This is a genomic window from Pedobacter alpinus (assembly GCF_042684645.1).
Classification (GTDB): domain Bacteria; phylum Bacteroidota; class Bacteroidia; order Sphingobacteriales; family Sphingobacteriaceae; genus Pseudopedobacter; species Pseudopedobacter alpinus.
The window spans coordinates 105,625-132,182 of the sequence record NZ_JBHULV010000028.1 but is presented as its reverse complement, the minus strand read 5'-3'; the positions used below and the strand labels follow the sequence as shown (position 1 = coordinate 132,182).

Genomic DNA, 26,558 nt, shown 5'->3' with positions numbered 1-26,558 from the left:
TTTTAATTTTTAAAATTAAAAGGCAAAACCTACAGTGAAAGATAAAACTCTGTTGTTTTGTTCAACGTTTGTTCCGCTATTGCTGTTAGGACGTAAATTAGTTAATCCTAAACCATAACCTGCTCCAAAGTTTAATCCTGAACTCAATTGATAACCGGCTAAAAAGTTAACACCAAAATCTGTTGATTTAATATTATCTCCTGCATCATTACCAAAAGTCAAATCAGATTCAGAAGTATTATTTCCAGAGGTAACTTTTCTTTGTCCTGCAACATTAAAGCCAGCATACGGTCCACCACCTAAATAAAACTTACCTGGCCCAACTGGAATGTTTGCTAATAAATTAACTGGTATTTCAATTGCTAAAACATTGTCTTCAAATTGCGTTGTTCCATTATCAAAATATTTAGCTCCTTTACCTTGTAAAGAAATACCTGGTTGAATAGAGAACATAGCGGACATTGGAATATCTGCATAACCAGTTAAATTAAAGTTTGTAGTGGTCTCAGTTTCGTTAGATGTGCCTTGGTCATCATTAACATACTTGTACTTTGAGCTTAGATTAAAAAACTCAGAAAAAGATAAATTGATTAAAATTGTGGCTCATGATCTGAGAAATCCTATAGGTTCAATTATCTCAATATCAAAGCTATTACTGCTAGAATACGATATTAGCACAGAAAATCGTAAAATGATAAGCATGACAGAAACTGCTGCTACTGATGCGCTTACTCTTATCAGTGAAATATTAGAAAATCATATCCAGCAAAATTATACCTCTTTAAAAAAATCTTTAAGTTTAAATAAAATAACTACCCAAGCATTTGAATTGCTTAAGTTCAAAACAGAAGAGAAGCAACAAAAACTAAATTTAAACTTGCTTAAAACAGATGTTAAAGTTGATGTTAATAGAGAACAAATTTTAAGAGTTTTTACCAATTTAGTAACTAATGCAAGTAAGTTTAGTAATAGTAACACAACTATTGAAATTGACCTAAAAACAGAAAATGGTTTCGCTATTATTATAATAGAAGATCAAGGTATTGGTATAAAATCAACAAAAAAATCAATAACAGACTTAACTAAAAGTAAACAAGAAGGCACATTAGGGGAAAAATCTTTTGGAATGGGACTTGATATTTGTAAAAGAATTATTGATGAGCATGGCGGTGAAATTTGGTTTGAAAGCGATGAATCTGGTTCTAGTTTTTTCATCAAATTACCTATCCATTTACTGTGATTATGTTTAGAGTTAACTCTTGATGGTTAAAAAACTTTATTCACATAACAACAATTAAATTTTTGATTATTCAAAAAATCCAAATCTATTTGCTTTTAATAATTTAAAGCTACATTTGTTTGTATCAATTGTTTTAATATGTTTATAACCCTAAGTATTTTATCCTACTTCTGCACTCTTTTTGTTGTTTTACCTTTAGTTAAAAGTGATTTTTGGATATTTAGGTCTTTAGAATATTCTCGATTTCAAAATTTCTTATTATGCCTATTATTAATTGTTTTGTGGGGTATCTATTTTTCCTTTTTTAACAAAATTGATATTGTTGCCATAATCTTAAACATCATTTGTTTTTTATACCTCACCATAAAAATTGTGCCTTACACTGTTTTAACAAAAAAGGAAGTTAAGGATGTTAAAAGTACCAATAGCCAAAGAGAATTGAAAATTATTAATGCTAACGTGTTACAGGATAACACCACTTATGATATTCTCCTAAATCAAATAGCAACCTACAAACCAGATGTTGTTTTACTTTTAGAGACTGACCATATTTGGATGGATAAAGTAAAATCTTTAAAAGAAGAGTTTCCTTACCATATTGAAGTGCCTCAAGATAATACTTATGGAATGCTGTTTTACAGCAAATTAGAAATTAGAGATAAAGAGATAAACTTTTTAGTAAAAAACGACGTCCCTTCTATTTATTGTAAAGTTGTTTTAAAAGACAATACAGAAGTAAAACTTTGGGGCCTACACCCAGAACCTCCAGTGCCCGGTGAAGAATTAACATCAACAGCTAAAGATAAAGAATTAGCCAAAGTAGCCTTAATGGTTAAAGATAGTAACCAACCTTGTATTGTTATGGGCGATTTGAATGACGTTGCATGGAGCAGTACAACATCTTTATTTACCAAAACAAGTGGATTACTTGATGTAAGAAAAGGAAGAGGGTTTTATAGTACTTTTTCTGCCCATCATTGGTTTTTACGTTTCCCATTAGATTATATTTTTTGTTCTGCTGATTTTGGATTTATTAAGATGGAAAGATTAAAATTTAATGGTTCTGACCATTATCCTATTTTCACACACTTAATTTATCATCCTCAACTAAAACAAAAACAATTAAAAGATACTCCAGCTCCTGATGTTTTAGATGAAGCAGTTGAAAAAGCAAATCAAAAAGTTGAAGATTAAAAAATCACGAATCTTACAATCTTTAAAAGACATAAATTTGGTGTTCTAAATCTTAAATAAACCCACTTTGTATATATTTAAGTACAAATTCCGATAAATAGTACGCAAAAAACCTATTGTAAATAACATTTATAATTCTCTGCAAAACAAGGCATTATTACATAAATCTATAAAAATTTGTGCTTTGGTCTGCTCATTGGTTAATGGCTAGCAAAATAAATAAATTTTAAAATTAAGATTATGAAAAAAATATTATTAGTAGCAGCAGCCTTGGTATTTGGTGGAGCTACATTTGCACAAACATCTGGTTCATCTTCAACAACTCGTTTGGGTTTAAAAGGTGGTGTAAACTTACCATACTTTGTTCTTTAATTTTTTTATTTAAAGTGTTTAAGGTTTTAACCGTTTTTTTTGATTTTGACCAATAGTTATAAATGAGTATTAAAATAACGAAACTAAGCAGCGTTAAAATTATTGTTCCAATAAGGTATATGCTTTTAACTTCATTTTGTTTCTTTAAAAGTTCAAGTTTAGTTTCCTTCTCAAGAATTTGTAACTGCTCAACAAGGTTGATTTGATTAAAATTCCCCTCTTGTTGGTTGTGTTTAAATTTTAAATTTTCAGCTTTTTTGATAAGACTTAGAGCCGTCTTAAAGTCTTCTTTTTTAATTGAATAGTCTGCTTTTATTTTTAATAGATCTGATTCTGGTTTTAAAGCAGGATTTTTTCTAAGGTAATTTTCTGTGTCTGCTAATATCAAATCTAACTCTTTAAAATTACTAAGCGTTAAATAAATTCTAGCTAAATGTATTTTTTGTAAAAAAGCATCGTGTGCTAAATCTTGAGATTTATCATTTATTGATATACTCTTTTTAAGCAAAGCTATGGCTTTTGGATAATCCCCTTTTTTAGCAAAAACCTGACCTAGGTTGCCAATAATAACGCCTTTGCAGCCTCTTGTTAAAGATTTATCATATTCTGATGATTTAAAATTATCTATAAATTTCAAAGCATTTTGATGCCAATATTCTGCCGAGTCTAATTGATTAGCTTTATAATAACTTAACCCAATATTTGATAAAATTTCTTGATGCCTGTAAAGCTTTTCGAAAACATCATCCTTAACGTCAAACGAAATAGACCTTTTAAAACTTCTGGCGGCTAAAATATAATTTTCCTGATTATATAAAATCATCCCAATTCTGTAATTATATTCACGAAAAGATATATTATTAGCCCTAGAAATATTTTTGGCTAAATAAAGATATTTATAAGCTTCAAGGTATTCTTTTTTGGCATAAGAGATATCAGAAAGTGTAAAATATGCCAGTGAATATTGTGTAGGTAAACTTTCTGTTGACCCTAAGTTATTTAATACGGGTATTAATTTTCTAGCATAATATTTAGAAGAATCTAACTTACCTAATGCTAAATATTCACTCGCAAAAAATCTGTAATAATAAAAATCAAAAAGAGGATTTATATTTGGGTCATTTATTTTTATTGAATCTAATTGAGCATAGTTTTTTTTGCTCCCATATTTAGCATTATAAATTATTGTTTGGTGGATTATATCATTAAAATATTTATCCTTTTCTAAATATTTTTCAGTTTTATTTTTGCATGAATTTAAAAGAAGGAATGATATACTTAAAGTAAAAATTACTTTGAATATAAATTTAGCAGATATGAATCTTCCTTTTATCAATTTGACAATATTTTAAGCAATTTGCAAAATTTTTGCTCAAAAAATAATGATAATTATCAGAATTATTTATTTGTGCACCCGACAGGAATCGAACCTGTACCGTAAGAACCGGAATCTTACATTCTATCCATTAAACTACGGATGCAATATATTTTAAATTTGTTGAGTGAAACAATAAAAGTTCAAAATTCAATCATTCAAAACTCACTCATTCAAAATTCAAAAATTTAAACATTAAACCTAAAGTGCATAATGTCTCCATCTTCAACCACATAAGTTTTACCTTCAACGCCTAATTTACCAGCATCTTTACAAGCATTTTCAGAACCTAATGTTACAAAATCGTTGTATTTTATAACCTCTGCTCTAATAAAACCTTTCTCAAAATCTGAGTGAATTACACCAGCAGCTTGTGGGGCGGTAAAGCCTTTGGTAATTGTCCAAGCTCTTACTTCTTGTACACCAGCAGTAAAATAAGTATATAAATCTAATAAGCGGTAAGCTGCTCTAATTAATTGAGCAACACCAGATTCTTTTAATCCTAAGTCTTCTAAAAACATAGAACGCTCTTCAAGATCTTCTAATTCTGCAATTTCCGATTCTATTTTGGCAGATATAATTAAAACCTCTGCGTTTTCATCTTTAACGGCATCTTTAACTAAATCAACATATTTGTTTCCGGTATTTACAGATGCTTCATCAACATTACAAACGTATAATACAGGTTTAATGGTTAACAAGCTTAAATCTTCAATAAAAAGAAAATCATCTTCAGTAATTGCAGCAGTACGAGCAGATTTACCAGTTTCTAAGTGTGTTTTAATAACAGATAATACTTCAAAAGTTCTTTTCGCATCTTTATCACCACCGGTTTTAGCCATTTTTTCAACCTTTTGGATTCTTTTACTTACCGTATCTAAATCTTTAAGTTGCAACTCGGTATCAATAATTTCTTTATCCCTAATTGGGTCAACAGAACCATCAACGTGTATTACGTTATCATCCTCAAAACATCTTAAAACATGGATAATTGCATTGGTAGCTCTAATGTTACCTAAAAATTGATTCCCTAAGCCTTCGCCTTTAGATGCACCTTTTACTAAACCAGCAATATCAACAATCTCAATGGTGTTAGGTACCACATTTTTTGGTTTCACCAATTCAGTTAATTTGGTCAATCTATCATCCGGAACAGAAATAACACCAATATTAGGTTCTATGGTACAAAACGGAAAATTTGCCGCTTGTGCTTTTGCATTAGATAAACAATTAAACAGGGTAGATTTTCCAACATTTGGTAATCCAACTATTCCACACTGTAAAGCCATATTTATTTTGATTTGAAGATTTTAAAATTTATCAATTTGAGAATTCACTAATGACTAATGAACTTTCAGGGCGCAAAGATAACAGAATATGCGTATAATTTTTTTAGATTAGCATAGTTTTTAAGATTAGAAATATATGCAAGAAGATCAAAATATACCAACACCAGTTGAAGAGCAAAGCAAACCTTTAAAATTTGATGATCATATTAAAAATATCATTGCCGAAATTGCCAAATGGGGAAAATTTGTAGGTATTGTAGGCTTCGTACTATCTGGGTTAATATTAATAATTGGATTAGCCTTTATGTTTATGGGCGAAACATTGAGTACTAAATTGGCCGCTTTAGGTCAACCCGCTAATAGTGCGACGGCTGTTGTAGGTTTTGCTTATGCTGTAGTAGCCATAATCTATTACTTTCCGTCAAGATATTTATATGATTTTGCTGTTTATGCAAAACAAGCAGTCGAATTTAACGATCAGGAATCTATCAATTATTCTTTCGAAAGGTTAAAAACGCTATTTCGTTTTATAGGCATAATTGCAATTATGTTTATTGGATTTTATGCTATGATATTAATTATTTCTGTATTTGGAGCGTTGTTTTCAGCGGTACTTTAATCGTAGTATTTCCGATTATTAAAATAGTTTTATGGAGAACAAAAGTATTTTATCAGAAAACCAAACAGACGATTTTAGTTTAGAACTTACTTTAAAACCAATAATCAGGAGTTTATTAAGGTGGCTAAAGCCAATTTATTTATTAGGGTATCTTTTTAATTTTCTCCTTCTACTTTTTTTCATAATCTCCATACTTTTTAAAGGAATACTAGAAAATTTTGTTGGCGACAAGAGCGAGTTCTATAATTATTTAAAAAGTCCTTTTACGTTAGTTTCTTTAGTTTTTATTTTTGCTATTTCAAAAAATGCCCAACAATTTTATAAATCTTTAAAACAGTATTCCATATCAAATCATAAGTCAGATTTAGTTGATACATTTTATCAGCTTAAACAGTTTTTTAGATTTTTGTTTTTTACAGTGGTTTATGTTTTAGCTTTTCTTTTTATAAAATTTGGGGTAGATTTTATTTGGATAAACTAAACTTGCTATTGTTTTTATTAAATAATCCCAAATAAAGAACCACCTTTTTTACCCAATTCAGCTATTTTTTCTTCCACTTTTGCATCCATTATCAAGGGAGGTGCGTGGTGAGGTTTAATTCTGGCATCAATAATCATAGCGCCTTTGCAGCCCCAATGTTTGTGATGCGTAAAACTGTTTATGCCATAAATATCATGAGAAGGATTGCTACGGGTAAACGTTACCCAAACAAAATTGTTCATAGTTGCAGCTGTAAAATCAGCATCATCACATAAAATAATTAAAGGTAAGCCCTCCAAATCAGCATCCTTTAAATGCTGATTTAAAACCTCCATTTCATTTAAAGTTTGTTCTTCGGTTTTAAAATTACTTCCAGTAATTGCTAAAACACCAGGCATTACCATTTTGTGGTTTTTAAAAGAATTGGGAAGAGAAAAACCAGCAGGTACATCTTTCCATAAATCTCTAATCACATCGCCGGCAACAGTAATGGCAACTTTAGAACCAGAATTTATATCAGTACCGCTATAATCTAAAGTATCAATAGTGGTTTTGGTATAAAAATGTAAGTCTCTGGTTAAATCTAATCGTTCTAAAATATGAGTCATAAACTCATTAATGTTATAAATATTTAATTTTGGGTTATCTTCTTTGGCACAAATAAATAGATATTTAGCCAAACTAAGCTGACTTTTTCCTAATACATGATTTGCAATGGTAATAATTTCTTGAGGTTTTCTTCCTTTTAAATAAGGCGTATAACGCTCACTTCCTATCGCAAATAAAAGCGGATGAACTCCAGCAGCATCCACTGCATTTACAGCATGTAAACCCGGTATTTCTTTAGGGATGGCTGCTCCTGTAATATCATGAATCAGTTCTCCAAAACTAGTATCTTCTTGTGGCGGCCTACCAACAACTGTAAAACTCCAAATCGGATCTTTTTTATGGTAAACGTTATGCACTTTTAACAAAGGGAAAGGATGCGTTAAGCTATAATAACCCAAATGATCTCCAAAAGGTCCTTCGGGTTTGTTTTGCATCGGTTCTACAGTTCCGGTAATTACAAAATCGGCATCGGCAGAAATGCAAAAACCTTCATCATCATAAAAATACCTAAATCTGCGATTGCCTAAAGCACCTGCAAAAGTCATTTCAGATAAACCTTCGGGCAGGGGCATCACAGCTGCCAAAGGATGGGAGGGAGGCCCACCAACAAAAATACTCACTTTTAAAGCTTCGCCTTTTGCATTTGCTTTAGTTTGATGCACTCCAATTCCTCTATGTAATTGATAATGCAAACCAATTTCTTCATTTAAAATATAGTCGTTACCGCTTAACTGAATGCGATACATTCCCAAATTAGCATTCATTATACCGGCTTGGTCGCTATCTTCGGTGTAAACTTGTGGCATGGTAACAAATGGGCCACCGTCCATAGGCCAATTTACAATAGCTGGGATGTCACTAATTTTACATTTTGCAAAACCAATGGGCGCACTTCTTTTGCTTACTTTTTTAGGTAAAGCAGATAAAGCTGTAAAAGTAACAGAAGCGTATTTTAAAGGATTTTTAATTGCTTTTATGGGGTCGTTTTTTAGCTCAACAAGCGTTTTGATCTTGTCTAAACTATCTCTAAACATAAATTTACTACGCTCTATGGTACCAAATAAATTAGAGACAGCTGGAAATTTACTCCCTTTTAAGTTCTCGAAATAAAGTGCTGGACCTTGTTTTTCGTAAACCTTTAAATGTATGGCGGCAGCTTCCAAATAAGGGTCAACTTCTTCTTTAATTCTAACTAAGTGACCATGCTTCTCTAAATCGTTAACGCAATCTCTTAAACTTCTATATCCCATATTAATTCAAATATCAGATTAAGAAAATTGTTTTGAGTAATTTATTTTATTTTTTTAGCAGAATGCCAATTTGAAGAGTAGATAAAAAGCCCCAATTTCTTGAGGCTCTTAAAATTATTTTTTATTAAAAGAAATACTGTCTCTAGAAACACTAACACCAGTAGATTTTGTTTGAACAGCCGCCCCGTTAGCGCCAACAGTTACCGATGTTGATGGTTCTGTTGTAGTAGTGGTTGTTGTAGCTGGTTCTGTGGTGGTGTTTTCTGTAACCGTTGTTGTAGTATTTTTTTCAACAACAACAACAGTGTCGCTATTTTCTTCAGCAGCTTTATTATTGTTACAAGCTGTAGCAATAGTTAAACTTAAGCCCGCAATTGCAAATAAAATTTTGTTTAGTTTCATAATTTATAATTTAACTGTAAGTTTACAATGTTAATGCCATAAAATATTTTGAAGCTCAAATTCATCCTTTTTTTGCAAGTCCGGCTATTTATTATACTCCGCGAAAAAATGCGTGGTGCCGTTGCTATCCCAGCTATTAAACTACAGGCTTTAGCTATTAAAGCCTAAACAATAGGAAACCTTTTAACGTTCCAATCTTTAGGTTCATTAAAATAGTGGTAGGCTAAATACTTTGCTTCAACTTCAACAGTATGGTTTTGGTGAACGTAATTTTTGAGTACAGATGCTCTAATTGCACTCCATAAACTGGGTAGGCCAACTTTTAAGTAAAATTTTAAACTTCCTAATTTTCTAAACTGCAAAATATGGCCAAACTCATGTTTTATAATGGCCATATCTTCTGCTTTAGAAAAACAACCTACAAAAGTAACGATGCCCTTATTTGGAATAGTTAAACCATGTCCTTTTTTAAATAGCGAACTTTCGTAAATGGAGATACTTTCAAATATGCCTACTTTTTTAAACATGTTTTTTATGATAGTGTTAAAAAACAAAACCTCATCAGAATTTTAATTCTGACGAGGTTATATCGATAATTTCAGTTTTCATCAATTTATTTATATATCTGATTCCTCAAGTAATGATCTGCAATTACCAAAGCAGCCATGGCTTCTACAATAGCAACTGCTCTTGGTACAACACATGGGTCATGCCTACCTTTTCCTTTAATTTCGGCAGCCTCACCAGCAGAATTTACAGTTTCTTGATTACTCATAATAGTTGCAACTGGTTTAAAAGCTACTCTAAAATTAATATCCATGCCGTTAGAAATACCGCCTTGCACACCACCAGAATAATTAGTTTTTGTACTTATTTTGCCATTTTCATGAGCCTCAAAAGCATCATTATGTTCTGATCCTCTCATGGTTGAACCATCAAAGCCTGAACCATAATCAAAACCATGTACAGCATTAATGCTCAACATTGCCTTTCCTAAATCTGCATGAAGCTTATCAAAAACAGGTTCGCCTAAACCAACAGGGCAGTTTTTTATATAACAAGTCACTTTGCCACCAATGGTATCGCCTTCTTTTCTAATGCTATCAATTAAATGAATCATTTCATCAGCAGTTTCAGCATCGGCACAGCGTACAATATTGCTTTCTCTAAGTTTTACAAAATCATCAACATTACTTGTTGTTACCTCAGGGGAATCAATAAAACCAACACTACTAACATGAGCAATAACATCAATTCCTTTTTGCTTTAAAAATAATTTAGCCAAAGCCCCAGCAGCAACACGGGCAGCTGTTTCACGGGCAGATGAACGTCCACCGCCACGATGATCTCTGATGCCATACTTAGTTTGGTAAGTATAATCGGCATGTGAAGGCCTAAAAGTGTCTTTATTATGATCGTAATCTTTAGATTTTTGATCTTCGTTTGGGATGATAATCGCAATTGGGGTTCCGGTAGTTTTTCCTTCAAATACACCAGATAAAATCTGACAAGTATCAGATTCTTTTCTTTGAGTAGTTATTTTTGATTGCCCTGGTTTGCGTTTATCTAATTCGTTTTGAATAAAATCTAAATCAATTTCAATATTGGATGGACAACCATCAACAATAACACCTATAGCCGCACCATGCGATTCGCCAAATGTGGTAATTTTAAATATTTGCCCGAAGGAATTTCCTGCCATTTCTTTTTTAGTATTGAGTAGTGATTATCGAGTATCAAGACATTTGCGTGATGGCTAGAAGTCTTAGATATACAATATTACTGCTCATTTTTAATTAGTTATATAAGTGCGCCTTTTGTAAGCAAGCGCAAATGGACTTGATACTTGATACTAAAATCTAGCTACTTACTTCAAATCCTATCTTCTTGAAATCTTCCCAAAAATGAGGATAAGATTTTTCTACAACCATTGCTTCTTCTATTATCACTTCTTCAATTATAGTAGCTAAAGGTGCAAATGCCATTGCCATACGGTGATCTTCGTAAGTAGCAACTTTAATGCTTTGTGGTATATTTAATTCTTCGCAATCTAGTTGATAAATATCTGCTTGAGTTTCAATTAACTTGACGCCAATTTTAGCTAACTCTGTTTGTAAAGCAAAAATACGGTCGGTTTCTTTAATTTTTAAAGTTTCTAAACCTGTAAAACTAAATTCTTTACCTAAAATTGCAGCACATACAACAACAGTTTGCGCTAAATCCGGACATTCTTTAAAGTCCAGTAGCTGAGGTTTAACCTCATAATCCACTTTCTCTATCACAATTCCCTCATCTGTGAAAATCGTGGTCACACCAAATAGAGACATAATTCCAGCAATAGCGCTATCACCTTGCAAACTGTCTTTTTTTAGATGAGGAAGGTATATTTTGGATTTCTCTGAAAGCGCAGCAACACTATACCAGTAAGAAGCAGCGCTCCAATCTGGTTCAATAGTTAAAGTACTTTGGTTAAAACTTTGAGGAGCTATACTTATAGTGTCTTTTTTCCAGCTATGTTTAATACCAGACTGCGCAAGCATAGCTAAAGTCATATCCACATAGGGCTTAGAGGTTAATTCGTCCATAATTTCTAACTCTAAGCCTTGCGGTAAAGAGCTTGCAATTAATAACAAAGCCGTTAGAAACTGAGAACTAATATCGCCTCTTATTAAAATATGCTTTGTTTTTTGCTCAAAAGCACCATTTACTAAAACCGGAGGATAACCATCTACTTCTTTGTAAGTAATATCAGCTCCTAAACTTAATAAAGCGTTTACCAAAGTTCCAATAGGGCGTTGTTTCATACGCTCCGAACCTGTAATTTCTACTTTTTCACCCAATAAAGATAGATAAGCGGTTAAAAAACGCATTGCAGTACCCGCCGGGCCAACATTTATTACAGCATTTTTATTTTTAATTTGCTGATTAATAATGTTTTCTAACGTAACGGTATCTGCCGCAGCAGAAAGGTTATTGATATTAACCTTTCCCTTGCTTAACGCAGCCAAAACTAAGGCTCTATTGCTTTCGCTTTTAGAACCAGTTAATTGTATGGTTTCTTCAACTTTAAAGTTTTCTTTTTTTATGATTAATGATGAACTCATTATCCTAAATCAGCTTTAGCAGTATTCATAATTGCAGTTTGTTTACGGATAGACTCGCTGTGAATTAATTCTAAAACTTTTTCTGTAAAATCTTTCTCTAATTTTAAAACTGAACCAAATGCAGTTCTTTTTTGTAAAATCTCATCCCAACGAGAAACTTGTAAAATAGTAACATCGTTATCTCTTTTGTATTCTCCAATTTGCTCAACAATTTTCATACGCTCGCCTAACTTTTGGAAAATTTGATCATCTAATAAATCAATTTTATCTCGTAATTTAGCCAATTTATCTGTGAACTCTGGGTTTTTAGATTCTGCTTTACGTAAAATAAAACCATCAATCATTTCGCTTAATGCAGCAGGAGTTACCTGTTGTTTGGCATCTGTCCAAGCTACACTTGGGTCAATGTGCGCTTCAATCATTAAACCTTGCATGTCTAAATCTAAAGCTTTTTGAGAAATGAAAGGAAGTAATTCACGAGAGCCACAAATATGAGAAGGATCGTTAATGATTGGCAAATTAGGGACTAAAGTTTTTAAGTTGATGGCTAAATCCCACATTGGTTCATTACGGAAAGCTGTTTTTTCGAAAGAAGAAAAACCACGGTGAATAGCAGCTATTTTTGTAATACCTGCGCCGTTAATACGTTCTAAAGCACCAATCCATAAAGATAAATCTGGGTTAATTGGGTTTTTAACCATTACTGGGATATCAACACCTTTTAAAGCGTCAGCAATTTCTTGAACAGTAAAAGGATTAACTGTAGAACGAGCACCAATCCAAAGGATATCAACACCAGCAGCTAAAGCTTCTTCAACGTGTTTTGCGTTAGCAACTTCAACAGCAATTGGGAAACCAGTTTCTGCTTTCGCTTTGTTTAACCACTCTAAACCAATACTTCCAATTCCTTCAAATTCTCCCGGACGGGTTCTTGGCTTCCAAATACCTGCTCTTAAAACATGTACTTTTCCAGTTGCTTTTAATAAACGAGCAGTTGCTAATAATTGCTCTTCAGTTTCTGCACTACACGGTCCAGAGATAATAAGTGGTCCATTGCTAACTGGTGCCCAGTTGCTTAATGGTTCTATATTTAGGTTAAGTTTCATACTAATTTGATTTGAAAATTTGTTGATTTGAAGATTTGAAAATGACCTGCAAACCTGTTTTTATATTAATTAATTTATTTTTATCTTATTACTCGCTACTCACTACTCACTACTCACTACTCACTACTCACTACTCACTACTCACTACACCTTATCATTCTTCACATATTCGCCCATAATACTAAAGTTGATGGTATGTTTTACAATTCTCCGGATAGCGTCTTCGTAATTTTTTGTGTTGTTCCATTCTACATCTACGTAAAAGTTGTATTCGTTTCTCCTGCCTAATACTGGCATAGATTGTACTTTACTCATATTAATATCTAATTCTGCTAAAATATTTAACACTTTAGCTAAAGAACCAGCATCATTTGTTACCTGAAAGCATAAAGAAGCCTTATTAACATTTTCAACTTCAGTTGGTTTATCAGTTAATATTAAAAAGCGAGTATAGTTTTTTTTGTTTGATTCTATCCTTCTTTCTAAAATATTTAAACCGTAAAGTTTTGCAGCTAAAGTATTTGCGATAGCAACTGTATCTGTTAAACCTTGTTCTTTTATTTTTTTAGCACAGGCTGCGGTATCGCTACTTTCAACAATATTCAAATCAGGAAATTCATCTAAAAAATCACTACATTGGCGTATAGCAATTGGGTGCGATGTAACAGTTTTAATGTCTTCAAATTTAACACCTGGCAAAGCCATTAAATGTAATTGAATATGTAGGTAAACTTCGCCAACTACAGGGAAATTATATTCTCTAAGTAAAGTGTAGTTAGGTAATAAACTACCGGCAATGCTATTTTCTATTGCCATAGCCACGTAATCTGCTTCGCCTGCTGCTAATTTTTGAAAAGTTTGCTTAAAAGAATTGCACTCAATGGTTTCAATATCTTCCCCAAAAAACTTGAATGCAGCTTCTTCGTGAAACGAAGCTTTAATCCCTTGTATGGCAACTCTCTTTTTAATACTCATTTTTTTGATAAAAAAAAACCCGGCTTATTTGGCCGGGTTTAGTTAGTTCTTATATAAATTAAGACATAGACACCCGGCTCTTATTTCTAAAATAAAAGTAACCGAAGTAATATGTAGTGTTATTGTTCATTTTTAATTCTGTGTCGCAAATATAATACAATATTGTTAACATTAATAAAAAAATACTTTTTTTTCAAATCAGGCTTTAAAACCCAATTGATTAAACTTTAACCGAGGCTTAACTTTTAAACAAAGTTTTTATAATAGTTTAAACTCTCTATAATCTGAGCTTCATCTGCAAAAATATCGAACATACAGTTTCCAATTTTATTAGGTAAAGAAAAATTGATTTTACCTGCTATATTTTTTTTGTCCTGCTTCATTATCTCTAAAAGTTGGTGTTCAATACCTTCTTTAATCTGATATTTTCCAAAATATTTAACAAATGTTGCAGTAATTGATTCTAAATCCTCTTTGGCCAAACCAATTAATTGAGTTGATAAATAAGCTTCGCATATCATACCCAAAGCAATGGCTTCCCCGTGTAAAAGTGGGTTTTTCTCGTTAGTTAAAGACCATGATTCTATAGCGTGACCAATGGTATGCCCAAAATTTAAAGTTTTTCTGATTCCTTTTTCAAAGGGATCTTCGGTTACCACTTTATTTTTAATCCCTACAGAATGATGAATGTGCTGCTCTGTAACCGCTCTTGCATCAGCTAATTCTGATACTTCTTTGTAAAAATTAGCATCAGCAATAATGCCGTGTTTAATTACTTCGGCAAAACCGGATGTCATTTGCCTATCTGATAAAGTAGTTAGAAAATCTGTGGAGATTATTACTGCTTGAGGCTGAGAAAAGGTACCGATAATATTTTTTACATTATCCATATCAATACCTGTTTTGCCACCTACAGATGCATCAACCTGAGAAAGTAGGGTAGTAGGAATTTGTAAAAAATCTATCCCACGTTTAAAGGTTGATGCAGCAAAACTACCCATATCGGTAACCACACCACCACCTAAATTTATTAAAAGTGCGTTTCTATCTGCTTCAAAATCTAGCAACATGCGCCAAATACCAATACAAAAATCGATGGTTTTATTTTCTTCGCCATTAGGCACTTCTATAATGTCAAATTCTGTTAAGCTTGGCAATTTCTCTTGCAAAACCGGCAAACAGTGCTCTCCGGTTTGTTCATCAGTTAAAATAAAAATTTTAGAATATTTCTTTTCAGCAAGAATATCAGTAAGTATGTTTAAACTGTTATCAAAAAATACTTGATAATTTGTGTTTTGTATAGGTTTCATATAATTTCTATGGTTTGGCCGTTAAATTCAACTTTATCTCCTCTTTTCACTTTTAATCTTTTACGATAATCAACATCGCCATTATATTTAACCATACCATCTGTAACCACCATTTGTGCATCTCCGCCAGAAGACACCAAATTGGTTGCTTTTAAAAGCTGAATTAAAGGAATGTAATCTCCTTCTAACGTAAATTGAATCATAGCAACAAACTTACAAAAAACGGGCGTTTTGTGTGCGCTTAATGGCTAATCATTTTATAATTTTGTTGTTTAAGAAAAGATTAGAAATGCAAAATTTGGTTTCCACTTCAAAATTATCTTTCGATAATACCGAAATAGCTTTTAAACAACAAAGCAATAAGGAACTTAAAAAATCTTACTGGTTGTTTAAAATGATTAGTAATAATTTATTGGTTAAAGTTGGTCCGTTTTTTACCAAAGCAGCTTTATTTTTTAGGTTGCCAATTTCTGGTTTAATTAAAAAAACAATTTTTAGTCAGTTTTGCGGAGGTGAAACCATTGATGAATGTACAATAACTATTAATAAATTAGTAAACGGCGGGGTAGGCACAATTTTAGATTATTCTGTAGAAGGAGAAGATACCGAAAAAGTATTTGATTTGACAGCTCTAGAAATTATAAATACCATAAAAAAGGCTGTAGAAATGCCATCAGCAATTCCATTTTGTGTATTTAAAATAACTGGTATTGCTAGGTTTTCTTTAATAGAAAAAATAAATAGTAAACAAACTTTATCGGCCATTGAAACTAAAGAATGGGAAAAAGCAGTGGCGAGGGTAAATTTAATTTGTGAAACGGCTGCTAAATTTAAACAATCGATTATGATTGATGCTGAGGAAAGCTGGATACAAAATATAATTGATGAATTGGCAATGTTAAATATGATGGAGTTTAATAAGGAGAAAGCCATTGTTTTTAATACCTACCAACTTTACCGTCATGATAAATTAGCCTCTTTAATTGCTGATGTTACGATAGCCCAAACTCAAAATTTTATCTTAGGTGCTAAACTGGTGCGAGGTGCATATATGGAAAAGGAGAGAAAAAGAGCTATAGAAAAAGGTTATAAATCGCCAATACAGCCAAACAAAACAACTACAGATAGAGATTACAATGCGGCAATATCTTTTTGCTTAGACAATATTAACGATGTAGCTATTGTTGCTGGTACACATAACCAATACAGTTGCCAAGTTTTGGTAGAGAAAATGGAGCAAAGGCAAATAGCCTTTAACCATCCACATATTTATTTCTCTCAGTTATTGGGAATGAGTGATAATTTGAGTTTCAATTTAGCTTCAGAAAATTTTAATGTTGCAAAATATGTTCCTTACGGGCCTGTAAAATCTGTTTTACCTTATTTAGTAAGACGGGCAGAAGAAAACACAGCCGTTGCAGGACAAATGGGTAGGGAGTTGAGTTTAATTATTAATGAACTGAAAAGAAGAAGGAATTAGTTAGCTTCAACTTTAACTTGTTGGCGTAAATTTTTCTTAAATTCTTTAATATTCTTGTTCTTAATAGTAATTATTATTACTCCATTTTTGGCTTTATCCCCAAATTGCTCAATTGCTTTTTTATCTTTTAAAATATATATAGAAGCAATGCTTTGCGGGGAAATGATATTTGCGAAATTATTGTTTGTACTATCATTTAAGTGTTGGTAGGTTTTTTTACCGTAGTTTATTACAAATAAGGGTTGTTTAATTAAGCTGGCTCTAGAAGGTGTACATATTCTTATATTAGCGGTTTGTTTACCCGGTTGCCAATTTTTTATAATTAAACTATCTGCTTTTTGTTGTGAAAAAACAAACGTATTTATCATTACAAATAGGAGTATAAGTATGTTCTTCATAATTAAAGGTAGTTTGTTTATCTAGGAATATCTAATTTTAAATGCTTGCTTAATTTAAATAAATAACCTCAAATTTCTCTTAATGGAATGGTTGTTGTGTTTTTGAAAAAAAACATTTACCATTATGCTTCAAAATATTCTCAACGCAAACAATTTAATTAATAGTTCTTGGCAACCTGTCTTCATAGCGGTTTTATCAACTTTGGCACTAACTGTATTTAGTATGGTGCTATCTACCAAAAAAAGAAATTTCGTAGAACCTTCTCACTTAGCTAAAATTTTTAATTACCATCTTAAAGACTCACCATCTTGGTTAAACATCATTTTAGGAGTTATTTTACATTTCATTGTTGGATATTTATTTACCTTAATCCATTTATATTATTACCAATTACTAAAACCAATTTGGTATAACGGGCTATTTTTAGGTTTGGCAAATGGTTTATTAGGTGCATTGGTTTGGTATGTAGTTATCAAAATATATAATGATGTTTTAACAGTTGATGTAAAATTGTATTTACTACAATTGGTTATTGCCCATATAATATTTGGCTTAGTAATTCTTTACATGTATAAACCAATAATTCTATCCGTTTAAAGTATGTATGAAAACTAAAACTAAATTAGAAGAAACGCAAAGTCAACAACTTAGGCAAGAGTTTAAAATGAAGGTTAACCAAGGTATAAAACCAAAATTAACCCTTTTTCAAAATTTAAAAATAAAGTGGTATAAAATAACTGGTGGAGATAGTGGTTTTGATAAAGCTGCTGATTTAGCTTTTGCTAGGGAAGGGAAAATTTAGTAATATCCTATTTAGATGAAACTTGAGATGCCAAAAAAACAAGAGATGAAATTGAAAAGCAAGGTGTAAAATGCTTGTTAATTTCTAGTGATATTAGCAAAGAACAACATTGTAAAGATATTATTAAAGAAACCATCAAAAAGTATAAAAGATTAGATGTATTATTTATAATGCTACAATACAGTATCCTCAGAAAAATATTTTAAATATTTCTGAGAAGCAACTTAAGAAAACGTTTGAGACTAATTATATTCATAGTTTTTTTACCAAAAGCTGCTTTATCATATCTTAAAAAGGAAGTTCTATCATTTAACACTACATGAGTAACTGCATACCATGGCAACCCATAATTGCTTGATTATTAATCAACTAAATGAGATACTGTTGCTTTTACAAGGTCTTTATCTTTGTCTTTTAACGAAAAAGGCACCAGGGTAAATGCTGTAGCTCCAGGTTCAATTTGGACGCCATTAATTACCGCAACATTTGATAAGAAAAAAGTTGAAAATTTTGGTAAAACACACCCATGGGAAGGCCTGGTGAGCCAGATGCGGTAGCGGGTTGTTATACATTTTTAGCGTCTGATGACGCGTCATACATTAATGGTCTATTTTTACAGCCAAACAGAGGAGGTATAATTAATGGTTAATTGTTTTAAAAAATTAATTCCAAAAAGAAAAGCCAAGCTTTTTAAGACTTGACTTCCCGCAACCAAAACTAAACGAATATTTATTGAATTAAAAATGGTGCTTTGCCGTCTGTAATAATAATTTTTGCATTAGGTGATTTTGCGAGTTCATTAAAGGCTTCTATACTTCTTATTTTAATGATTTCTGAAGTTAATCCTTCTGCTAATATTTTTTGAGCATCTCTTGTTCCGGTAGCTTCAATTAATTGTCTATCAGCATCTAATTTAGCTTGTTGTAAAATAAAAACCATTCTAAGCGCATCTTGCTCTGCTTGTAGTTTTTGTTCAATAGAGTTTGCTAAGCCTGCAGGTAATTGAATACTTTTCATTAAAACTGCCTCAGTTATGATTCCTTGTTTAACTAAATTTTCGTCCATTTTCTTTTTTATTTCCATCTCTATTTCTGCTCGCATGCCAGAGTGCATATCTTTTGCGAAATATTTTGAACAAATATCAGCCGATGCCGAACGAAATACGCTAGAAATAATTGATTCATAATTTAACCCAATAGTTTTTAAGATGGTTGGGACTTTTTCGGCATCTAACCGGTAAAGAATAGAAATCTGTGAAAGAATGCTTAAGCCCTCTTTACTGGGTAAACTTAATGCTAGTTCCAAATTTCTTGTTTGTACGGGTACTTTTATTACTTTACTTGTAAACGGATTGTACCCAACAGAACCTGTTGTAACCACATTGTTTGATAATTTACCTAGGTTTTGTTTTACACCCACTTCTCCTGGTCTTACAACTGCGCAACTAGTAGCTACTGTAGCTACAATTAGCAATAAACTTAAATTTCTCATATCGTTTTTTTTAACTTGTTTTAAATAATTAATATGATAAAAGTAAATGAGGATAACTGATTAATATTATTTTTAAAAATTATAAAACTCATAAAAAAAATTTATATTAATTTTTTACAAGAATAAAAAAATGCTTAATAATGTTTAAACAAGGATTTTAAACCAATTTGCAATTCGTATCACAAATTACAATTGGTTTAGAGTGTTTCGGTTTTACAGTTTATTGACAAATTAGACTACATTCTATAGCAAAAAAATTAAACAGATTGAAAATTAGTAGTGAAGTTTCTGATATTTTTTTGTTTTCATCTATTATAAAACTTTAATAAAAAAGCCGAATCAATTAATTTGATTCGGCTTTTCAGAGTTTTTATATAGCTTTTCCTTTAGCCAACTTATCTTTCCTTTGGTCTTGCCACAAGTAGTGCATTAAAGTGTTTAATACTACAGCATTCCAATCGTTATGTAAGCTAAAGGTTGCTTTTTTGTTTTTATTACTTAAGCTTTCTACAGTTAGAATACCTTTATTTAGGTAGTATTTAATATCACTCCAAAGTACTAATTCTGTTTTGTCTTTTTTCCAAAACAAAAATCCTGATTTATAGGTCATCATAAAGCCTTCGTTTATTACTTTGGTATTGGCAATTGTAAAGCCTTCTTTATTGTTTAAAGCTTCAATGTAATTACTCACTAAATATTTTTTTACGTACTGCCATACACCAGACATGATATAGTAGTAGTGGTGGTCTTCTTCTAACAATTCTTCTACTTTGGTAGATTTAAATCTGATACTAATTGTTTTTTCAGATTTACTTAGTATATCAATAGTATATTCTTTACCAGAAGGATTTTTAACGCCTCCTAATAACGACACGCCATATTTAACAGCTTTAACGTCTTCACAGGCTATTTTATCGTTATTAACTTCAATAAAATCTTTGTTGATTTTTATTTTTTGCTTAGTAGAAGGTGTAGTGAAATCTACATCAAAATTGTGTGCTTGCATGTGGCTAATATAATAATTTATATAATCTAAAAAAGTGTTCCGGTACTACCTAATTTCATTTTACCCAAATGTAGGTATGCGCTTTCAGTAGCTTCACGTCCTCTTGAAGTTCGCATTAAATAACCTTCTTGTATTAAAAACGGTTCGTAAACCTCTTCAATAGTGCCTTCATCTTCTCCAACGGCGGTTGCAATGGTTTTTAAGCCAACTGGGCCACCTTTAAATTTATCTATAATTGCACTTAAAATACGGTTGTCCATTTCGTCTAAACCGTGTTCATCAACATTTAACGCATTTAATGCATATTTTGCAATTTCCGGTTCAATACTTCCGTTACCTTTTATTTGAGCAAAATCTCTAGTACGGCGCAAAAGTGCGTTTGCAATACGTGGCGTTCCCCTACTTCGGCGGGCTATTTCAAAAGCAGCTTCATCAGTAATAGGAGTTTTTAATATTTGGGAAGATCTTAAAACAATAGTTGTAAGTAATTTTGCATCATAATATTGTAAGCGAGAATTTATACCAAACCTTGCTCTTAAAGGCGATGTTAGTAAACCAGAGCGAGTGGTTGCACCAACTAGTGTGAAAGGATTTAAAGATATTTGCACAGACCTTGCATTTGGACCTGTTTCTAACATAATATCAATTTTAAAATCTTCCATTGCCGAGTATAAATACTCTTCAACAAGTGGACTTAACCTATGAATTTCATCAATAAATAAAATATCGCCGGCATCTAAATTGGTTAATAAGCCTGCTAAATCTCCAGGTTTATCTAAAACTGGGCCGCTGGTTATTTTTATACCCACACCCATTTCATTGGCTATAATGTGAGAAAGGGTGGTTTTTCCTAAACCTGGAGGGCCATGTAAAAGCACATGATCTAATGCTTCGCCGCGTAATTTTGCTGCCTGAACAAAAATTCTTAAGTTTTCTAATATTTTTTCTTGTCCGGTAAAATCTTCAAACTCCTGTGGCCTAAGCACTTTTTCTATCTCCTTATCCGTTGGAGTTAGGTTTTCTGTGTTAGGATCTAAATTTTCATTCATGGCATCAAGATAGTAAAATCACTTTTTGTTTTTAGTACAAAGTTAAAATATGATTATAAAATATTCTTCTCCATAATTACAAAATCAACTCCATCTCTGGTAAAGTAACTCTCTGTACTTATGAAACCTAATTTTAAATAAAATTTTGTGGCTGTACTACGGGCATTACACCAAACTTTTTCTAAGTTTTTTTCTTTGGCATAAGCTAAAACGTAATTCATTATTTCAGTGCCTAAACCTTTATTTTGGTATTTGCTGTCAGTTGCTAATTTTCTAAGTTGTAGTTGATTGTCTTTTTCAAACAATGAAACAACGGTAACTAATTTATTTTCATAAAATAAACCCAAATGTGTACCTAAATCGTCTTCGGAGAGTTTTATGGCATCAATAGGTAAATTAGGATAAAGTTCTTTTTGCCTTAATTTCCAAGTTAATTCTTGGGTTATTTGTTCTATATATTGAGGTCTCATTTAATTTATAAAGGTATATTACCATGCTTCTTCCTAGGGTTATTTACTACCTTATTCTCTAACATTTTAAAAGCTTTTATCAATTTACTCCTGGTTTGGGCAGGTTCAATTACCTCGTCAATAAAACCTCTTTCTGCTGCCCTATACGGATTTGCAAAAATATCTGAATATTCTTTTTCTTTCTCTAACCATTTTTCTTGAGGGTTTTCTGCTTTTGCAATTTCTCTTTTAAAAATGATTTCTGCAGCTCCTTTTGCACCCATTACCGCAATTTCTGCACTCGGCCAAGCGTAATTCATATCTGCACCAATATGTTTTGAGTTCATTACATCATAAGCACCACCATAAGCTTTACGAGTAATTACGGTAACTCTTGGAACAGTAGCTTCGCAAAAAGCATACAATAATTTAGCACCGTTGGTAATAATGGCATTCCACTCTTGGTCTGTACCTGGTAAAAAACCTGGGACATCTTCAAATACTAACAGCGGAATATTAAAACTATCACAAAAACGTACAAATCTTGCTGCTTTAGTTGATGAATTTATATCTAAAACTCCTGCTAAAAAAGCGGGTTGATTTGCTACAATTCCTATACTTCTTCCTGCTAAACGGGCAAAGCCTACCACAATATTTTCTGCAAAATCTTTATGAACTTCTAAAAAAGTATCATTATCAATAACTTCTGAAATAACTTCTCTAATATCATAAGGTTGATTGGCATTTTCTGGCATTATTTCATTTAGCTTATGGCGAGATTCGTTTCCGCTTTCATAATCATCAAATGGAGCTTGCTCTTCACAATTTTGAGGTAAATAGCTCAATAATTTTTTTAAATGATTAATTGCTTCAATCTCATTTGTGCAAGCAAAATGAGTTACTCCAGATTTTGTAGCATGCGTATTTGCGCCACCTAATTCTTCGGCAGTAACCTCTTCGTGGGTTACAGTTTTTACCACATTTGGCCCAGTTACAAACATATAAGAGGTGTTTTCTACCATTAAAATAAAATCGGTAATAGCCGGCGAATAAACTGCACCACCCGCACAAGGACCCATAATTGCCGATAACTGCGGAATAACCCCAGAAGCCATGGTGTTTTTATAAAAAATATCCGCATAGCCACCTAAAGAAACTACGCCTTCTTGTATTCTGGCACCTCCACTATCATTTAAACCAATAATTGGGGCACCATTTTTCATGGCCATATCCATTATTTTGCATATTTTTTCTGCATGAGTTTCAGATAGCGAACCTCCAAAAACTGTAAAATCTTGCGAGAAAACGTAAGTAAGTCTTCCATTGATAGTGCCATACCCAGTAACTACACCATCTCCAGGGTAATGTTCATTTTGCATTCCAAAATCTTTAGAGCGATGTGCAACAAACATTCCTATCTCTTCAAAAGAGCCTTCATCCATTAAAAAATGTAATCGCTCACGAGCAGTTAGTTTACCTTTATTGTGCTGACTTTCAATTCTTTTTTTTCCACCACCAAGAAAAGCTGCTTCTCTTTTGGCGTTCAATAGTTCTAATTTTTTACTCAAAATTTACTGTTTCTGGCTTTTTGTGAAATTATAAAAAATATTCCCAATCAAATAATTTAGCCAAACTTTAGAGCTAACCACTTATTTTATGATATAAATTCTACAAATTTTTAACACAATAAATCAAGTTTTTATTAGTTTTGCATTAAAACTATTTATAGTTATCATTTAAAAAATGAATAATAAAGTCAAAATATTGTTATACTGTAACTTGTTCATTTTCATCTTTACGCTGAAAATGATTATTTCTATAGTGCCAATTGTTTTTGATTTAGAAAAGACGATAGTTAGTGCAGCAATATTTCAGTTAGAATTAGAAAATGAAACTAAGGACGCTGGGAAACCTGGAAAAGATTTAAAACAAACTTTAAAGAAAAACGGAGATTTTATACATACCTACCATCTTTGTAATGGTTATGTGATAGTTGATGAAGTTTTGGATTATCATTTTCTTTCTAAAAAATACACGAAATTGTACTTTCCAAGAGTACCCACACCACCTCCAAATCAGGCTTAATTTTTTCTCAAATTAAGTACAATACAAATTTTTAATTTAAAGTAAGATGATAGATCAAGATGATTCTTTGACTGGTAACGGTTTAAAGAAATATTTTTTAGGGAAAAATCTAAAAAAAGATTTACCCGCAGGATTGGTGGTTTTTTTAGTGGCTTTACCATTATGTTTAGGTATAGCTTTAGCCTCTGGTGCACCGCTTTTCTCTGGAATACTAAGTGGTATTATTGGCGGTATTGTAGTAGCAAGTTTTAGTGGGTCTCAATTAAGTGTTAGTGGGCCTGCTGCTGGTTTAACCGTAATTGTTTTAACCGCAATAACAGATTTGGGCGCATTTGACGCCTTTTTATTAGCTGTTTTTATTGCTGGTATTTTTCAAGTTATATTAGGGATTTTAAAAGCAGGTACAATTGGAAATTATTTTCCCAATAGTGTTATTATAGGAATGCTTGCAGCTATTGGTATTATTTTAATCTTGAAACAATTGCCTCACGCAGTTGGTTATGATGCCGATTTTGAAGGAGACCAAAATTTTGCGCAACCTGATTCAGAAAATACTTTTTCTGCTATAATTTCTGCTTTTTCAAAGTTTAATTACGGAGCTGTTATAATTTCTGTAGTATCAATGGCGGTACTTATTTTATGGCCAAAAGTCAAAAAACTAGCTATTATTCCAGCTCCGCTAATCGTAGTTGCATTGGGGATATTGTTAGCAACAGCATTTCAAGGTACTGCTTACTCTTTAAGTGGTGATCATTTAGTACAAATACCAGTTGTTGAAAGCTTAACCGATTTTAAAGGGCTATTTCTATTTCCAGATTTCAGCCAATTTCTTAATCCAAAAATTTGGACGGTTGCAATAACAATTGCTATTGTAGCTTCTTTAGAGACCTTATTAAGTTTAGAAGCGGTTGATAAAATTGACCCTATAAAAAGAGTTTCGCCAACAAATAGAGAATTAATAGCTCAAGGTATTGGAAACAGTATTGCTGGTTTAGTAGGTGGATTACCTATGACAGCTGTAATTGTTCGTTCATCTGCCAATGTGAATTCTGGAGGTAGAACAAAAATGTCCGCAATATTTCATGGGGTATTTTTAATGTTATCAGTATTGCTGTTACCATCACTTATCAATCAAATTCCACTATCTTGTTTAGCTGCAATTTTATTAATGGTAGGGTATAAATTAGCGAAGTTTAGTTTATTTACTAAAATGTGGAAAGATGGTAAAGACCAATTTATCCCTTTTATGGTAACCGTATTGGCTGTAGTATTTACAGATTTACTTATAGGTGTAAGTATTGGTTTAGCGGTTGGGATTATCTTTTTGTTACGTACAAATTATAGAAATCCGTATTTCTACACCATAGATCGTTCACAAGGAAACAATTTTATTAGAATAAAATTAGCGCAAGAGGTGTCTTTTTTAAATAAAGGTACCATACAATATACTTTAACTAATTTACCTACAGGTAAAACAGTTATTATTGATGGTACAGATTCTCTCTTTATAGATAGAGATGTTTTAGATGCCATTTTTGACTTTCAAGAAAACGCATATACGAAGAATATTAAAGTAGAACTGGTAAATATTAAACGTTCTTACGAATTGCCAAAATTAAAAGATTTAATAATTAAACCAATTGAAGAAAATGTCTAATAAAGAAGAAAACAAAGTAGGATCAAGAGAAACAAAAAATGTATCTGTTGGTCATGATAGTAAAGAAATAAGCTATGATAATCTTTTAAAGTGGAATAAAGATTGGGTAGCCGAAACGCTTAAAGAAGATAAAGATTATTTTAAAAAGTTAGCGCAAGGACAAACACCTCCAATTTTATGGATTGGATGTGCTGATAGCCGTGTGCCTGCAAACCAAATTACAGGTACTAACCCAGGCGATATTTTTGTACATAGAAATATTGCAAATATGGTTATCCATACAGATATGAACATGTTAAGTGTTTTAGACTATGCAGTTGCTGTTTTAAAAGTTAAACATGTAATAGTTTGTGGCCATTACGGGTGCGGCGGTGTATTGGCAGCAATGGGCAACCAGCAGCTTGGTTTAATTGATAATTGGCTGCGTCATATTAAGGATGTTTACAGAACACACTCTTCTGTTTTGGATAATATTGAAAATAAAGAGGAGAGAGGTAAAAAACTTGTGGAACTAAATGTAATAGAAAACGTTTACAACCTTTGTAAAACCAGCACCATACAAAATGCATGGAACCAAGGGCAAGAATTAAGCGTTCATGGTTGGGCTTATAGTTTAGAAACAGGCATCATCAAAGATTTAGATGTTTCTTTTAATTCCGATGAAAAACTTGGTGATGTTTTTAAATTCGAAAATAAATAATCCCTATTTTGGAGCATATTCTCCTGAGTATGCTCCTAATTTTTAGCTATCACCCAATCAATTTTTAAATAATATTTTTCTTGTACCAGTTTTAATCAATTTAAGCAATTCAAA

General features: G+C 32.0%; 28 protein-coding genes, 1 tRNA gene and 1 pseudogene. 11 read left to right on the top strand and 19 right to left on the bottom strand.

What is annotated here, in order from left to right; genetic code table 11:
- Positions 1 to 15: 15 nt before the first annotated feature.
- Entirely contained in the window at positions 16 to 591 is a 576-nt protein-coding gene (locus ACFSSE_RS09475; RefSeq protein WP_379043923.1) for an outer membrane beta-barrel protein, read from the bottom strand.
- On the opposite strand from ACFSSE_RS09475, the gene ACFSSE_RS09470 reads away from it, so the two are divergent.
- Together ACFSSE_RS09470 and ACFSSE_RS09465 are read left to right on the top strand one after the other, a co-directional pair.
- On the top strand, positions 500 to 1,240 hold the full coding sequence (locus ACFSSE_RS09470) for a sensor histidine kinase (protein ID WP_379043666.1): 741 nt from the start codon (positions 500 to 502) through the stop codon (positions 1,238 to 1,240). The genes ACFSSE_RS09475 and ACFSSE_RS09470 overlap by 92 nt on opposite strands.
- Before the next feature lie 372 nt (positions 1,241 to 1,612).
- A complete protein-coding gene (locus ACFSSE_RS09465; protein ID WP_379043663.1) occupies positions 1,613 to 2,434 on the top strand; it encodes an endonuclease/exonuclease/phosphatase family protein in 822 nt (273 codons plus the stop codon).
- A gap of 286 nt (positions 2,435 to 2,720) precedes the next feature.
- Here ACFSSE_RS09465 and ACFSSE_RS09460 read toward each other — a convergent pair whose 3' ends face one another.
- The 3 genes from ACFSSE_RS09460 to ychF form a co-directional block, all read right to left on the bottom strand.
- Complete coding sequence (locus tag ACFSSE_RS09460; protein WP_379043660.1) at positions 2,721 to 4,142, bottom strand: tetratricopeptide repeat protein; 1,422 nt, start codon at positions 4,140 to 4,142, stop codon at positions 2,721 to 2,723.
- 73 nt (positions 4,143 to 4,215) lie between these two features.
- Positions 4,216 to 4,287, bottom strand: a tRNA-Arg gene (locus tag ACFSSE_RS09455).
- Between the two features lie 82 nt (positions 4,288 to 4,369).
- Positions 4,370 to 5,470 (bottom strand): redox-regulated ATPase YchF, encoded by a 1,101-nt coding sequence (ychF, locus tag ACFSSE_RS09450; protein WP_379043658.1) that lies wholly within the window; start codon positions 5,468 to 5,470, stop codon positions 4,370 to 4,372.
- A 136-nt stretch (positions 5,471 to 5,606) separates the two neighbouring features.
- Here ychF and ACFSSE_RS09445 point away from each other — a divergent pair, with 136 nt between their 5' ends.
- Positions 5,607 to 6,089 carry a hypothetical protein gene (locus ACFSSE_RS09445; protein ID WP_379043655.1) on the top strand — a complete coding sequence of 161 codons (483 nt, stop codon included), beginning with the start codon at positions 5,607 to 5,609 and terminating at the stop codon, positions 6,087 to 6,089.
- Positions 6,090 to 6,120: 31 nt separating this feature from the next.
- The gene (locus ACFSSE_RS09440; RefSeq protein ID WP_379043652.1) at positions 6,121 to 6,570 is read left to right on the top strand and encodes a hypothetical protein; all 450 of its coding nucleotides are present in this window, start codon (positions 6,121 to 6,123) and stop codon (positions 6,568 to 6,570) included.
- Between the two features lie 17 nt (positions 6,571 to 6,587).
- Here the strand turns inward: ACFSSE_RS09440 and ACFSSE_RS09435 are convergent, their stop codons facing one another.
- The 9 genes from ACFSSE_RS09435 to ACFSSE_RS09395 form a co-directional block, all read right to left on the bottom strand.
- Positions 6,588 to 8,429, bottom strand: coding sequence for a UbiD family decarboxylase (locus ACFSSE_RS09435; RefSeq protein WP_379043648.1), 1,842 nt, complete (start codon positions 8,427 to 8,429; stop codon positions 6,588 to 6,590).
- Between the two features lie 114 nt (positions 8,430 to 8,543).
- Positions 8,544 to 8,831: a hypothetical protein gene (locus ACFSSE_RS09430; RefSeq protein ID WP_379043645.1), complete on the bottom strand. Its 288-nt coding sequence runs from the start codon at positions 8,829 to 8,831 to the stop codon at positions 8,544 to 8,546.
- A gap of 164 nt (positions 8,832 to 8,995) precedes the next feature.
- Positions 8,996 to 9,358: a hypothetical protein gene (locus ACFSSE_RS09425; RefSeq protein WP_379043642.1), complete on the bottom strand. Its 363-nt coding sequence runs from the start codon at positions 9,356 to 9,358 to the stop codon at positions 8,996 to 8,998.
- 86 nt (positions 9,359 to 9,444) lie between these two features.
- Positions 9,445 to 10,533, bottom strand: a complete 1,089-nt coding sequence (aroC, locus tag ACFSSE_RS09420) for a chorismate synthase (RefSeq protein ID WP_379043639.1) — start codon at positions 10,531 to 10,533, stop codon at positions 9,445 to 9,447.
- A gap of 157 nt (positions 10,534 to 10,690) precedes the next feature.
- Positions 10,691 to 11,935 (bottom strand): 3-phosphoshikimate 1-carboxyvinyltransferase, encoded by a 1,245-nt coding sequence (gene aroA / locus ACFSSE_RS09415; RefSeq protein ID WP_379043636.1) that lies wholly within the window; start codon positions 11,933 to 11,935, stop codon positions 10,691 to 10,693.
- On the bottom strand, positions 11,935 to 13,041 hold the full coding sequence (locus tag ACFSSE_RS09410; protein ID WP_379043633.1) for a chorismate mutase: 1,107 nt from the start codon (positions 13,039 to 13,041) through the stop codon (positions 11,935 to 11,937). The genes aroA and ACFSSE_RS09410 overlap by 1 nt, the downstream gene beginning before the upstream one ends.
- A gap of 144 nt (positions 13,042 to 13,185) precedes the next feature.
- Positions 13,186 to 14,016, bottom strand: a complete 831-nt coding sequence (locus ACFSSE_RS09405) for a prephenate dehydratase (RefSeq protein WP_379043630.1) — start codon at positions 14,014 to 14,016, stop codon at positions 13,186 to 13,188.
- A gap of 245 nt (positions 14,017 to 14,261) precedes the next feature.
- The gene (gene aroB, locus ACFSSE_RS09400) at positions 14,262 to 15,326 is read right to left on the bottom strand and encodes a 3-dehydroquinate synthase (protein WP_379043627.1); all 1,065 of its coding nucleotides are present in this window, start codon (positions 15,324 to 15,326) and stop codon (positions 14,262 to 14,264) included.
- Positions 15,323 to 15,529, bottom strand: coding sequence for an RNA-binding S4 domain-containing protein (locus ACFSSE_RS09395; protein WP_379043624.1), 207 nt, complete (start codon positions 15,527 to 15,529; stop codon positions 15,323 to 15,325). The genes aroB and ACFSSE_RS09395 overlap by 4 nt, the downstream gene beginning before the upstream one ends.
- Before the next feature lie 86 nt (positions 15,530 to 15,615).
- Between ACFSSE_RS09395 and ACFSSE_RS09390 the strand changes: the two genes are divergently transcribed.
- The gene (locus ACFSSE_RS09390; RefSeq protein ID WP_379043621.1) at positions 15,616 to 16,806 is read left to right on the top strand and encodes a proline dehydrogenase family protein; all 1,191 of its coding nucleotides are present in this window, start codon (positions 15,616 to 15,618) and stop codon (positions 16,804 to 16,806) included.
- Here the strand turns inward: ACFSSE_RS09390 and ACFSSE_RS09385 are convergent.
- Positions 16,803 to 17,204 (bottom strand): hypothetical protein, encoded by a 402-nt coding sequence (locus tag ACFSSE_RS09385; RefSeq protein WP_379043618.1) that lies wholly within the window; start codon positions 17,202 to 17,204, stop codon positions 16,803 to 16,805. The two genes, ACFSSE_RS09390 and ACFSSE_RS09385, sit on opposite strands and share 4 nt — an antisense overlap.
- A gap of 124 nt (positions 17,205 to 17,328) precedes the next feature.
- Between ACFSSE_RS09385 and ACFSSE_RS09380 the strand changes: the two genes are divergently transcribed.
- The 3 genes and pseudogenes from ACFSSE_RS09380 to ACFSSE_RS09370 all read left to right on the top strand — a co-directional run bounded on the left by ACFSSE_RS09380 (position 17,329) and on the right by ACFSSE_RS09370 (position 18,656).
- On the top strand, positions 17,329 to 17,802 hold the full coding sequence (locus ACFSSE_RS09380; RefSeq protein WP_379043615.1) for a hypothetical protein: 474 nt from the start codon (positions 17,329 to 17,331) through the stop codon (positions 17,800 to 17,802).
- A gap of 7 nt (positions 17,803 to 17,809) precedes the next feature.
- Entirely contained in the window at positions 17,810 to 18,007 is a 198-nt protein-coding gene (locus tag ACFSSE_RS09375) for a hypothetical protein (protein ID WP_379043612.1), read from the top strand.
- A 407-nt stretch (positions 18,008 to 18,414) separates the two neighbouring features.
- Positions 18,415 to 18,656: pseudogene (locus ACFSSE_RS09370) on the top strand (SDR family oxidoreductase).
- An 80-nt stretch (positions 18,657 to 18,736) separates the two neighbouring features.
- Here ACFSSE_RS09370 and ACFSSE_RS09365 read toward each other — a convergent pair.
- The 5 genes from ACFSSE_RS09365 to ACFSSE_RS09345 form a co-directional block, all read right to left on the bottom strand.
- Positions 18,737 to 19,498: a prohibitin family protein gene (locus tag ACFSSE_RS09365; protein ID WP_379043609.1), complete on the bottom strand. Its 762-nt coding sequence runs from the start codon at positions 19,496 to 19,498 to the stop codon at positions 18,737 to 18,739.
- A 370-nt stretch (positions 19,499 to 19,868) separates the two neighbouring features.
- Positions 19,869 to 20,504: a hypothetical protein gene (locus ACFSSE_RS09360; protein WP_379043606.1), complete on the bottom strand. Its 636-nt coding sequence runs from the start codon at positions 20,502 to 20,504 to the stop codon at positions 19,869 to 19,871.
- Between the two features lie 26 nt (positions 20,505 to 20,530).
- Positions 20,531 to 21,553: a Holliday junction branch migration DNA helicase RuvB gene (gene ruvB, locus ACFSSE_RS09355; protein WP_379043603.1), complete on the bottom strand. Its 1,023-nt coding sequence runs from the start codon at positions 21,551 to 21,553 to the stop codon at positions 20,531 to 20,533.
- Positions 21,554 to 21,606: 53 nt separating this feature from the next.
- Positions 21,607 to 22,023 carry a GNAT family N-acetyltransferase gene (locus tag ACFSSE_RS09350; protein ID WP_379043600.1) on the bottom strand — a complete coding sequence of 139 codons (417 nt, stop codon included), beginning with the start codon at positions 22,021 to 22,023 and terminating at the stop codon, positions 21,607 to 21,609.
- A gap of 5 nt (positions 22,024 to 22,028) precedes the next feature.
- Positions 22,029 to 23,570 carry an acyl-CoA carboxylase subunit beta gene (locus ACFSSE_RS09345; RefSeq protein WP_379043597.1) on the bottom strand — a complete coding sequence of 514 codons (1,542 nt, stop codon included), beginning with the start codon at positions 23,568 to 23,570 and terminating at the stop codon, positions 22,029 to 22,031.
- A gap of 175 nt (positions 23,571 to 23,745) precedes the next feature.
- Here ACFSSE_RS09345 and ACFSSE_RS09340 point away from each other — a divergent pair, with 175 nt between their 5' ends.
- Genes ACFSSE_RS09340 through can form a run of 3 tightly spaced genes read left to right on the top strand, consistent with a single transcriptional unit; the run spans position 23,746 to position 26,444 of the window.
- Positions 23,746 to 24,087: a hypothetical protein gene (locus ACFSSE_RS09340; RefSeq protein WP_379100871.1), complete on the top strand. Its 342-nt coding sequence runs from the start codon at positions 23,746 to 23,748 to the stop codon at positions 24,085 to 24,087.
- 46 nt (positions 24,088 to 24,133) lie between these two features.
- Positions 24,134 to 25,744: a SulP family inorganic anion transporter gene (locus ACFSSE_RS09335; RefSeq protein ID WP_379043591.1), complete on the top strand. Its 1,611-nt coding sequence runs from the start codon at positions 24,134 to 24,136 to the stop codon at positions 25,742 to 25,744.
- A complete protein-coding gene (gene can, locus ACFSSE_RS09330; protein ID WP_379043588.1) occupies positions 25,737 to 26,444 on the top strand; it encodes a carbonate dehydratase in 708 nt (235 codons plus the stop codon). Before ACFSSE_RS09335 ends, can begins: the two co-directional genes overlap by 8 nt.
- Positions 26,445 to 26,558: the final 114 nt, after the last annotated feature.